General features: G+C 68.4%; 12 protein-coding genes. 3 read left to right on the top strand and 9 right to left on the bottom strand.

From position 1 onward, the window contains the following. Positions 1-19: 19 nt before the first annotated feature. The 8 genes from JHC36_RS09470 to JHC36_RS09435 all read right to left on the bottom strand — a co-directional run bounded on the left by JHC36_RS09470 (position 20) and on the right by JHC36_RS09435 (position 5,064). Positions 20-226: a hypothetical protein gene (locus JHC36_RS09470; protein ID WP_287918513.1), complete on the bottom strand. Its 207-nt coding sequence runs from the start codon at positions 224-226 to the stop codon at positions 20-22. Positions 227-647: 421 nt separating this feature from the next. Further along, positions 648-1,844, bottom strand: a complete 1,197-nt coding sequence (gene ubiM, locus JHC36_RS09465; RefSeq protein ID WP_287918511.1) for a 5-demethoxyubiquinol-8 5-hydroxylase UbiM — start codon at positions 1,842-1,844, stop codon at positions 648-650. Between the two features lie 135 nt (positions 1,845-1,979). Next, positions 1,980-2,189, bottom strand: coding sequence for a DUF2788 domain-containing protein (locus JHC36_RS09460; RefSeq protein WP_287918509.1), 210 nt, complete (start codon positions 2,187-2,189; stop codon positions 1,980-1,982). Positions 2,190-2,201: 12 nt separating this feature from the next. After that, positions 2,202-3,041, bottom strand: a complete 840-nt coding sequence (locus JHC36_RS09455) for a DUF2189 domain-containing protein (RefSeq protein ID WP_287918507.1) — start codon at positions 3,039-3,041, stop codon at positions 2,202-2,204. 138 nt (positions 3,042-3,179) lie between these two features. Continuing rightward, the gene (locus tag JHC36_RS09450) at positions 3,180-3,740 is read right to left on the bottom strand and encodes a Spy/CpxP family protein refolding chaperone (protein WP_287918505.1); all 561 of its coding nucleotides are present in this window, start codon (positions 3,738-3,740) and stop codon (positions 3,180-3,182) included. 161 nt (positions 3,741-3,901) lie between these two features. Next, on the bottom strand, positions 3,902-4,096 hold the full coding sequence (locus JHC36_RS09445) for a YgaP family membrane protein (RefSeq protein ID WP_124223065.1): 195 nt from the start codon (positions 4,094-4,096) through the stop codon (positions 3,902-3,904). Positions 4,097-4,205: 109 nt separating this feature from the next. Then, positions 4,206-4,877, bottom strand: coding sequence for a Crp/Fnr family transcriptional regulator (locus tag JHC36_RS09440; RefSeq protein ID WP_287918502.1), 672 nt, complete (start codon positions 4,875-4,877; stop codon positions 4,206-4,208). Further along, on the bottom strand, positions 4,867-5,064 hold the full coding sequence (locus tag JHC36_RS09435) for a heavy-metal-associated domain-containing protein (protein WP_124223067.1): 198 nt from the start codon (positions 5,062-5,064) through the stop codon (positions 4,867-4,869). The genes JHC36_RS09440 and JHC36_RS09435 overlap by 11 nt, the downstream gene beginning before the upstream one ends. 63 nt (positions 5,065-5,127) lie before the next feature. On the opposite strand from JHC36_RS09435, the gene JHC36_RS09430 reads away from it, so the two are divergent. Together JHC36_RS09430 and JHC36_RS09425 are read left to right on the top strand one after the other, a co-directional pair. Further along, positions 5,128-7,377: a heavy metal translocating P-type ATPase gene (locus JHC36_RS09430; protein WP_287918501.1), complete on the top strand. Its 2,250-nt coding sequence runs from the start codon at positions 5,128-5,130 to the stop codon at positions 7,375-7,377. 108 nt (positions 7,378-7,485) lie between these two features. Beyond that, the gene (locus tag JHC36_RS09425; RefSeq protein WP_287918499.1) at positions 7,486-8,070 is read left to right on the top strand and encodes a hemerythrin domain-containing protein; all 585 of its coding nucleotides are present in this window, start codon (positions 7,486-7,488) and stop codon (positions 8,068-8,070) included. 109 nt (positions 8,071-8,179) lie between these two features. On the opposite strand, the gene JHC36_RS09420 is transcribed toward JHC36_RS09425, so the two are convergent. After that, entirely contained in the window at positions 8,180-9,295 is a 1,116-nt protein-coding gene (locus JHC36_RS09420; protein ID WP_287918497.1) for an alkene reductase, read from the bottom strand. A gap of 105 nt (positions 9,296-9,400) precedes the next feature. On the opposite strand from JHC36_RS09420, the gene JHC36_RS09415 reads away from it, so the two are divergent. Then, on the top strand, positions 9,401-10,059 hold a 659-nt coding region (locus JHC36_RS09415), incomplete at its 3' end, for a YbfB/YjiJ family MFS transporter (RefSeq protein WP_287918495.1).

Raw genomic sequence — 10,059 nt, 5'->3', positions numbered from 1 at the left:
CCGTCCAAGGGGGCGGCGCTCAGGATTTCCCGAACGTACAGAGCCGTGTGCGCCTCGCGAGCTGTTCTTCGGTGGCCAGCGGCGCGTCGAACGCGTGCATGTAGTCGAGCAGGCCTTTGGCAAGCAAGTGATCGTAGATCGCATGCAGACGTACCGGCGCTTCGGGGTGCGAGGGCCCCATTTCGTGGCGCAGGCAATCGGGGTGGGTAATGAAGCCGCTGAGCAAGAGGTGCTTTCGAGATGAGTGAATCCGGACCGCAACCGGCGCCCCGCGGGGAAAGGGGTGGGGCTAGGAAGGGATTTGGATGTTTATCCTAGATATGGCTATTTCAAATTAGTCGTAGTAGTAGGTCAAGCCGGTTTTCTTGGGAAAGTCGAATTTTTGCTGATCGGACAAGGACTTAAGGCCGGGACAGCCCTGTGAACCGAGGTCGATTGCAGCTGTCGCGCGTACAGGGACAACTTCGCTACAGGGGTGGGTCGTGTGGATAAGCCGGATTTATGCGGGAAGTTATCCACAGACTTGTTCCAGGAAACCATTGCCCAAGACTCGGGCCGATGAGTCGAAGCCGTGGCGTGGATGTGCAAGGACGCAGACCGACCGCAGCCCGTCTGCGCGGCGCGGACGGACCCGGCTCAGCGTTGCCTCAAGCCGTCAGCGCGCGGGCGATCCGATGTTGGAAGGGCGGGAAGGCCGCGGCGGCGCGCAAGGCCAGGCGGCGCAGCGTCCGAGCGGCCGGACGTTCGTCGGTGTAGAGACCGACGATGGCTTGCGTGGTGAGATAGAGGCTGCGCGTGTCGCGGCGATGCCGGCGTTCGTAAGCAGCCAGCGGCTCGAAGGCTCCGGGGTCGGCCTGTTGAGCCGCGGCGCGGCGTAGGCGACTCGCGAGCGTGCTGACGCCCAACAAGCCGAAGTTGAAGCCGTGGGCCGTGACCGGGTGCATGCCGACCGCGGCGTCGCCGATGCAGGCAAAGCGCGGGGCGGCGATGCGCTCGGGCCACACCGCAACCAAGGGGTAGACATGCCGCTGGCCCTGGAGCTGCATCGCACCGAGCCGGTGGGCGAATCGTGCGGCGACGGCTTGGTTGAACGCCTCGGACGTTTCGTGGCACAGGGCTTCGATGTCGGCAGCCGGGAGGGTGATGACGACCGAAGCGCGCGGCCGACCGGTTTCGGGGTCGGGATTCATCGGCAACAAGGCGAGCGTCTGGCCGTGGTCGAACCATTCCCAGGCGGATTGGGCGTGGTCGCGTTCGTGGGTCATCGCGCAGACCAGCATGCTGCGGCCGAAATCTCGATGGGTGGCGGCGATGCCGAGCATGCGCCGGGTCGGGGAAAAGCGGCTGTCGGCAGCGATCAGCAGTCGGCCCTGCAGTTGTCGCCCGCTGGCGAGGGTGAGTTGGGCGACGTCGGGCTCGACCTGGGCCTGGACCACCCGGTCCTCGAAGTAAAAGTCGCCGGCCGGTTGCCCGCCGCGGGCGCTCGCGCAGGCCGCAAAGGCGGCGCGACGGATGTGGTGGTTGGAGACGAGAAAACCGAGTTCATTGGCACCGCAGCTTCGCGCGTCGACGACGAGCGGTTGCGGATCGGGGCCGTCGAAGATGCAGGCACGGCGCAAGGGGGCGCGGTGCTCGGGGGCGATACGGGCCCACAGACCGAGGTGCTGCAAGGTTCGAACCGATTGCTGCGTGAGAGCGATCTCGCGGCCGTCCTCGGGCGGGTCTTGAAGCTCGGCCTCGCGCAAGGGATCGATGAGCGCGATGCGCCAACCGGTCGAGGCCAGGGCGGTCGCAAAGGCCAAGCCGGCCGGCCCGGCGCCGACCACGAGAATGTCGTAATTCATCCCGCGGAGGCTATCGACGGACGGGAGCGGGCGCTTTGACGGCGCTCAACTGAACAGAGGGAACGGCAGAACGGACCGTAGCCTCTGGGTTTGCAGCGGATACGGGTCACGTAGCCCGTCGTTCGAAAGCCAGGCTCAGCGCTCGAGGTACCAGCGGATGATGTATTTCGCGAGGTAGCCCACCATGCCAAAGGCCAGGCCCAGGAACATCACGAAGGTTCCAAACTTGCCCGCCTTGGATTCCCACGCGAGCTGTCCGATGATGAACAGCATATACAGAATGAAGGAACCGACGCCGAAGCTCAGGCCGAAGGCCGCGATCTGTTCTTCCGAATAGCCAAACATGGAGGTAACCTTTTAGGCCGCACGCTGCGACGGCGGGAGGCGCTCGGGTAGGTGGCTTGCGTCCACGAGCTCACGGTACGCGTGCCAGCTTGCATGGCCGAGCAGCGGCAGGGCGACGATGAGACCGATGCCGCTGAGCATACCGAGCGCGGTGATGACCATGAGCAGCCCGGCCCACAAGGCCATGGGCAGTGGATTGGTGACGATGACGGCCCAGCTCGTGAGTACCGCTTGCTGGACCGAGACGGCGCGGTCGAGCAGCAGCGGCATCGAGACCACACTGGACGCATAAATCGGCGCCGCGAGCAACCCGCCGAGCAACAGCCAGAGCTCGAACAGCCACGAGTCTTCGGCCAGCACCACCGAGCGCAGGAAGTCGACGGGGGTTTGCACGGGCGCCGGTGCGTACAGCGTGATCAAGGCGGCCGAGGTCAGCACCCAACCGGTGCCGGCCAGCGCCAGGAGCAAACCAAAGCGTACCAGGCACCAGTAGCCGCCGCTGCCACGGTTGCGTTGCTGCTGCCAGGCGGTCCAGGTGGCCACGAGCAAGCGGGCGTCGGCAGGCTCACCGCGCTCGAGCGCGCGGCTGAGCGCATAAAAGCCGGTGGCGAGCAGCGGGGCGACGACGAGGAAACCGGACGCGGCGCTGGCCAGCAACCAGAAGCGGTCGTGTGCGATCAACAGCAGCAGCGCCCCGGCGGCGGTCAAAGCTGCCCCTTGAACGAAGCTGATCGTCCCGGCGCGCCAAAGATCGCGCCAGCCGAGCCGTAGCCAGTGCAGAGGCCGCGTCAACCCCACCATGCGGACGGTGGGCAGGGACGTGGGTGCGGGGCAGGCGTTGGGTGTCGGCATGATGAGGAAACGCAAAGCTTAAAGCGCTGATCGTGCCTAATGTTTGCGTTTCGTCAAAGCCGGAAATACCCGGGGGTTTTTAAACCCGTCCCGCGCTTTGTGCCTTCACGGGGGCCGAATCCGCCTGGCCATGGGCGCTCAGTGCTTCATGCCGGGGCCGAATTCGGCGGGGTGGGCGTGTCGCCCTTCGTGCTCGAGCCAGCGCTTGGATTCGAGGTCAAAGATTTTTTGTTGTGCCGGGTTGAGCTGCGCGTAGAAGGTCTTGATCGCAGCGAGGCGCGCGTCCATGCGAGCCTGGGCCTGCGCGCGTAGCTGCTGCATGCGTTCGATGCGCTCGGGCGTGCTGAGCTTTTCCATTTCGGCACGCAGCGCGGCGCGGTCGGCGACCAGTGGCGGCTCGGGCTTCATGGCCTCGGCGAAAGCGTTCCAAGCGGGCTCTTGCGCAGGGCTCAGTTGCAAGCGCGTCTTGAGCTCGGCGAGATGACGGGCTTGGCGCTCGGCACGCTGGGCTTGCCTCGCGGTGGCGTCTGGGCCTCCATGGGTGCCGTGCATGCGCATCATGGGCGCGTGCGGGCCTTGGGGGCCAGCCATCGGGCCGGGGCCGCCTTGCGCAGGCGGACTCATTTGGGCGCTGGCTGCGAACGCCGCGGCCGAGAGGACGGCCGTCACGACGAAGGGACGAAGTTGCGAAGTGCGCATGAGAGGCTTCCTTTCCTGTGAACTTGAAATGCTGCGCCGGGACGACCGGAGCAGACAGGAAGCCAGTGTGGCGGCGCGATGTATCGGCGCGTTGGCGCGCCGATGATGTTTTGTAAAGATCAGCGGGCCGGCCGCGCGACCGACCCACCGCATTGAGGCCTTCAGCTCTTCTTCATCGGGCAGGTGTTGATGCCCAGCAGGGTGTAGAGCGGACACCAGCCCAGCAGGCCGGTGGCGAGCGGAACCACGCCAATCCAGCCCCAGACGCCGATGGTGCCGGTGTAGGTGAGGCCCAGCAGGACCAGGCCGACGATGACGCGCAGCGCGCGGTCGATGGTGCCTTCGTTGGTTTTCATGATGCGTTCCTTTCCAAGTTGAACGAGTGGGAGCAAGGCCGGATTGTTCCGGCTGCCGTGCGCATGGTCTGTGACTTTGGTCACGGAGTCAATCGAGGGGCGGGCGAGCTCAACCCGGCCCGCTGGCGCGGCGCAAGGCGGCGGCGTCGAGGATGCGGATGTGCTCGCGGCCGCAGGCGATCCAGCCGTCACGTTCGAAGCGGCGCAGCAGGCGCGAGACGATTTCGCGCGCCGTGCCCAGGTCCTCGGCGAGTGCCTGATGGGTGGTGGCGATGTCGGGCCCGTGTCCGAGCAGCGCGGCGGCGAGCCTTTGGTCCAGCCGCTGGAAGGCGACGGCGTCGATCAATTCGGTGAGTTCGGCCATGCGCTCGGCATAGAGGCCGAGTACGAGCGCGCGAAAGCCGGGGGACTGCAGCCAGCGCTCGAAGGTTCGGGGGTCGGCGAGGATCAGCTCGGTCGGACGGGTGGCGACACCGCGCGCGGCGAGCGGGGTGCCGCGAAACAGGCAGGCGCTCGACACCAGGCAGATTTCGCCGGGCGAGACGCGGTAGAGCTCGAGCGAGCGCCCGTCGGAGGCATGGCGCGAGACTTTGACTTCACCCTCGAGCACGATCGGAAAGCCAAGACACGGGGCTTGCTCGCGGAACAGCACGGTGCCTTCGGGCACGCGCAGCAACACCGTCGCCGGCAGCTCGTGCAGCGGCGGGTCGACCGCGGCGAGGACGGGGTAGAGCGCCAGCGCCCGCTCGAGGGTGGGACCGGGGCCGGGCTCAATCGGCAACGGTGTAGCCCTCTTCGGTGATCGCCGCGGCCAGAGCCTCGCGCGGCGCGCTGGACTCGACCTCGACCCGGTTTTGGGCACGGTCGATTTGAACCTGCGCCTGCGGGTCGACGCGTTTGAGCGCGCGCTCGACCGCTTTTTCGCAATGGCTGCAGGTCATGCCGGTGACGGTGTAGGTGTGTTTCATGCGGAACTCCGGATCAAAAGTTGGAAGCATACGGCGACAGTTCAATCGTTGGACAATCAACACATGAATGAACCGGCAGTGAATCCTGGGGAAGCGGGCGACGGCGAGCGGTGCAGCGTCGACCTCGGCATCGGCGGTATGACCTGCGCCTCGTGCTCGGCGCGGGTGGAGCGGGCACTGCGCAAGGTGCCCGGCGTGCAGCAGGCGACGGTGAATCTGGCGACCGAGTCGGCGCGCGTCGTGGTGGCGGGGGGCGATCCGCAGGTGGTGGCGCGCCTGGCCCGCGCGGTGCGCGAGGCGGGCTATGAGCCGCGCACGCCCGAGCAGATGCAGGCGGCGGCCGACGAGGGCCCCTGGGCGGGGTTTGTGCCGGTGGCACTGGCCTTGGCCTTGTCCGCGCCGCTGGTGTTGCCCATGCTGTTGCAGGTGTTCGGGGTGCATGTGATGCTGCCGCCCTGGCTGCAGTTTTTGCTCGCCACGCCGGTGCAGTTCGTGCTGGGGGCGCGGTTCTACAAGGCGGGCTGGTCGGCGGCACGGCATGGCAGCGGCAACATGGATTTGCTGGTGGCCATCGGGACGACCGCGGGCTGGCTGCTGTCGGTCTGGCTGTGGTGGACGGCACCGGCGGGCGAGACGCCGCATCTCTATTTCGAGGGCTCGGCGGTGGTGATTGCGCTGGTGCTGCTGGGCAAGTGGCTCGAAGCGCGCGCCAAGAGGCGGGCGACTTCGGCGATCCGGGCGCTGCATGCCTTGCGGCCTGAGCAGGCGCATTGGCTCGGGCCCGATGGGGAGGTCGATGTGCCGGTGGCCGAACTCTTGCCCGGCGACCGGGTGGTGGTGCGGCCGGGCGAGCGCTTCCCGGCCGATGGCCGGGTGGTCGAAGGCCACACCCAGGCCGACGAATCGTTCTTGACCGGCGAGTCGCTGCCCGTGCCCAAAGGGCCAGGGGACGCGGTGACGGGCGGCGCGATCAACGGCGAGGGCCGCGTCATGGTGGAGGGGACGGCGGTGGGGGCGGAGTCGGTGCTTTCGCGCATCATCCGGCTCGTCGAGGATGCGCAGGCCGCGAAGCCACCGATCCAGCGGCTGGTCGATCGCGTGGCTGCGGTGTTCGTGCCCGTGGTGCTGGGGTTAGCGGTGCTGACTTTGGCCGGCTGGCTCGCTGCGGGCGTGGGTTTCGAGGCGGCGGCCATCCATGCGGTGTCGGTGCTGGTGATCGCCTGCCCTTGCGCATTGGGGCTGGCGACGCCGGCGGCGATCATGGTGGGGACGGGCGTCGCGGCGCAGCACGGCATTCTGATTCAGGATCCGCTGGCGCTCGAGCGCGCCCGTGCGGTCGACACGGTGGTGTTCGACAAAACAGGCACCCTGACCGTGGGGCGGCCGACGCTGACCGCGTTTGTGACCGACGAGCCGCATGCGGTGGATGCGTGGCTTGCTTTAGCGGCCAGTTTGCAAAGCGGCAGCGAGCACCCCTTGGCACGCGCAGTGGTGGCCGCAGCGCAGGCACGGTCGGTTGCGTTCGAGCCGGTGACACAGATGCACGCGGTGCCCGGCCGGGGCACCGAAGGGGTGGTGGACGGGGTGTGCTGGCGCTTGGGGAGTCTGCGCTGGCTCGAGGAGATGGGGGCGGCGCTCGGGCCGCTCGAGGGCGAGGCGCGGCGGCTGCTGGCCAGCGGCGCGACCGTTTCGGCCTTGGCGGAATGTGGACGCGGTGAGGGCTCGGAAGCCCCCGCGGCGCGGGTGCGGGCGCTGCTGGCCTTTGCCGATACGGTGAAGCCGGGGGCGCGCGAGGCGATCGAGCGCTTGCGCGCGCGCGGCTTGCAGGTCGTGATGCTCACCGGCGACCACCGCGCCGCAGCAGCGGCCGTGGCGCAGGCGCTCGGGCTCGATCCCGAGCGCGGTGAGGTGGTGGCCGAGGTCATGCCCGAGCAAAAAGCGGCGCACATTGCCACGCTGCGCCGCGCAGGGCGCGTGGTTGCGATGGTGGGCGACGGCGTGAATGACGCGCCTGCGCTCGCGGCCGCCGATGTGGGGCTGGCGATGGGCAGCGGCACCGATGTGGCCATGCACGCCGCGGGCATCACGCTCATGCGCGGCGACCTGGCGCTGGTGCCCGCAGCGCTCGACATTTCGGCGCGCACGGTCGGCAAGATTCGCCAGAACCTGTTTTGGGCGTTCATCTACAACATCGTCGGCATCCCGCTGGCGGCCTTGGGTTATCTGAGCCCGGTGCTCGCCGGCAGCGCGATGGCGGCGAGTTCGGTCAGCGTGATGGCCAACGCCCTGCTGCTGCGGCGCTGGCGGCCGTGAGGGTGGCCTCGTGGGTCGGGTTTCTGCCACCAAGTTGACTTGCGTCAGGATGAGCGGTTTGCGGCTTGCGCATGCTAGCGGCCGCGTCTGTACCGATCCGAGGCGACCATGAAACACACCAGTCTGACCATCATCCGCGACGAGCATTCGTCGCTCGCCGCCATGCTGCAGTCCATGCGGCTTCTGGTTGAACGCGGCCCGGGCGACCACCCCGAGCGATTCTTCGACGTGCTGCGCGCCATGCTGTTCTACATCGACGAGTTTCCCGAGCGCCTGCACCACCCCAAGGAGTCGGAGCTGCTGTTCCCGCGCGTCGCGCGCAAGGCGCCGGCGGCGGCCGAGACGATCGAGCGCCTCGAGCGAGACCACCAGAGCGGAGAGCGCCTGGTGCGCGAGCTGCAACACTTGCTGCTGGCCTGGGAGCTGCTGGGCGAGTCGCGGCGCGCAGCGTTCACCGAGGCGTTCCGGAAATACGTGGATTTCTACCTCGAGCACATGCGGATCGAGGAGCAGGTGATCCTGCCCGAGGCCGAGCAGCAGTTCAGCGACGCCGACTGGGCCGAGCTCGACGCGGCCTTCGAACAAAACCGCGACCCGCTGACCGGCAAGTACCCGCCCGACCCAGCCTACGAGCGCCTGTTCACGCGCATCGTGATGAAAGCGCCCGCGCCGATCGGGCTCGGTGAAGACTGAGCGGCGCGGCGGCGCGGCGGCGCGGCGGCGCGCGAGCCGGCGGTCGAGCGCCGGTTTTCAGGATTTCTGCCTGGAAGCCGGCGTCAAGCGCTGAGTCTTTGCTATCAGATTATTGGCCCCCGGCATCCGCCAGGGTTGGATAGTCGGTGTAGCCATGCGCGCCGCCGCCGTAGAAGGTGCTGCGGTCGGGCGTGTTGAACGGGCCGCCGCGGCGCAGGCGTTCGACGAGGTCGGGGTTGGCGATGTAGGCGCGGCCAAAGGCGACGAGGTCGGCGCCGTGTTCGAGCGCCTGCTCGGCCAGTGCCCGGTCGTAGCCGTTGTTGACCATCCAGGCGCCGTCGCCGCCGTGGCTGCGCCAGGCGGTGCGCATGGCGTCGTAATCGAAGGGGCGGTCCTCGCGCACGCGCGGGCCGCCGGTGGCCCCTTCGATGACATGGATGTAGGCCAGTCCCAATGGGCCGAGGTGGCGGGCGACGTATTCGAACAGTGGCTGTGGATGTGGCTCGTCGATGTCGTTGGCGGGCGTGACCGGTGAGAGGCGGATGCCGGTGCGCCCTGGCCCGACCGCCTCGATCACCGCGCGCACGACCTCGAGCAGGAAGCGCGCGCGGTTCGGGATCGGTCCGCCGTAGTCGTCGCTGCGGTGGTTGGCGCTGCTTTTGAGGAACTGGTCGATCAGGTAGCCGTTGGCGCCGTGGATTTCCACGCCGTCGAAGCCCGCATCGATGGCAAAGCGCGCGGCATGGGCGTAGTCGCGCACGATGCCGGGAATTTCCTCGGCGTCGAGCGCGCGGGGGATGGAGGTTTCGACGAACACCGGCGCGCCGTCGCGGATCAGCACGGTTTTGGTGTGGGCGCGCACGGCCGAGGGCGCGACCGGCAGCGCATGGTGCGGCTGCAGGTCGACATGCGAGACCCGCCCGACATGCCAGAGCTGGGCGACGATGCGCCCTCCGGCTTCGTGGACGGCGCGGGTCACGCGCCGCCAGCCGTCGATTTGCTCGGTGCTGTAAAGCCCGGGCACGTCGGCGTAGCCCTGCCCCTGCGGGCTGATGGCGGTGCCCTCGCTCACGATCAGGCCCGCGCTGGCACGCTGGCGGTAGTACTCGGCCATGAGCGGCGTGGGCGTGCCGTTCGGTGCGCGGTTGCGCGTCAGCGGCGCCATGACGATGCGGTTGGGCAGCGCCAGGGCGCCGGCGCGAAAGGGGGTGAAGAGTTTGGACATGACGGCTCCGGGTCAGTGAATTTGGGCATAGGGTAACGCGGATGGACGCCTTGGACAGCGCCTGTGCGACATGCAGCGCGCGTCGGATTGCGCCACACTCGGGCGATGTCGCCATCAAAGCCCGCCTCGACCGCGCGCGCCGCTGCGCCTGCAGAGTCCATCACGGAGCGCCCCAGCCCGGAGCCGCCGACGCACGTGGTGCTGGCGCGGGCGCTGGCTTTGTCCTTGGGTGCTGCAGTGTCGCTGGGCGTGACGCGGTTTGCGTATGCGCTGCTGTTGCCCCCGATGCGCGCCGACCTGGGTTGGAGCTACGCCCTGGCGGGCTCGATGAACACCGCCAACGCGCTGGGTTATCTGCTCGGTGCGCTGCTGACGCCGCGGCTCCTGGCGCGCTGGGGCGCGGCGGCGTTGCTGCTCTGGGGCTCGGTGGCGGCGAGCGTCTTCATGGGGCTGAGCGGCTTCTTCACCGATGCGACGCTGCTGCTGGTGCAGCGGCTGCTCGCCGGCGTGGCCAGCGCGTTCGTGTTCATCGCTGGGGGCGTGCTGGCGGCGCGGCTTGGCTCGTTGCAGCCGCGGCGCGCGGGGTTGTTGCTCGGCCTGTACTACGGCGGCACGGGTTTGGGCATCGTGGCTTCGGCGCTGCTGGTGCCGCTGGTGCTCGGCGCGGTGCGGGCGCAGCCGCACGCTTGGGCCTGGGCCTGGTGGGCGCTCGCGCTCGTGTGTGCGGCCGCGACGGTGGGGCTGCGATGGCCGGCCAAAGTGCT

This window comes from Tibeticola sp., assembly GCF_022759015.1.
Taxonomy (GTDB): Bacteria; Pseudomonadota; Gammaproteobacteria; order Burkholderiales; family Burkholderiaceae_C; genus Tibeticola; species Tibeticola sediminis.
Note: the sequence above shows the minus strand (reverse complement) of the source record. Positions and strands in the feature narration are given on the sequence as shown.

Coding starts and splice junctions, on each gene's coding strand:
- ubiM (WP_287918511.1), bottom strand. CDS start 1,844: ATGAATTACGACATTCTCGTGGTCGGCGCCGGGCCGGCCGGCTTGGCC.
- JHC36_RS09460 (WP_287918509.1), bottom strand. CDS start 2,189: ATGTTTGGCTATTCGGAAGAACAGATCGCGGCCTTCGGCCTGAGCTTC.
- JHC36_RS09455 (WP_287918507.1), bottom strand. CDS start 3,041: ATGCCGACACCCAACGCCTGCCCCGCACCCACGTCCCTGCCCACCGTC.
- JHC36_RS09450 (WP_287918505.1), bottom strand. CDS start 3,740: ATGCGCACTTCGCAACTTCGTCCCTTCGTCGTGACGGCCGTCCTCTCG.
- JHC36_RS09445 (WP_124223065.1), bottom strand. CDS start 4,096: ATGAAAACCAACGAAGGCACCATCGACCGCGCGCTGCGCGTCATCGTC.
- JHC36_RS09435 (WP_124223067.1), bottom strand. CDS start 5,064: ATGAAACACACCTACACCGTCACCGGCATGACCTGCAGCCATTGCGAA.
- JHC36_RS09430 (WP_287918501.1), top strand. CDS start 5,128: ATGAATGAACCGGCAGTGAATCCTGGGGAAGCGGGCGACGGCGAGCGG.
- JHC36_RS09425 (WP_287918499.1), top strand. CDS start 7,486: ATGAAACACACCAGTCTGACCATCATCCGCGACGAGCATTCGTCGCTC.
- JHC36_RS09420 (WP_287918497.1), bottom strand. CDS start 9,295: ATGTCCAAACTCTTCACCCCCTTTCGCGCCGGCGCCCTGGCGCTGCCC.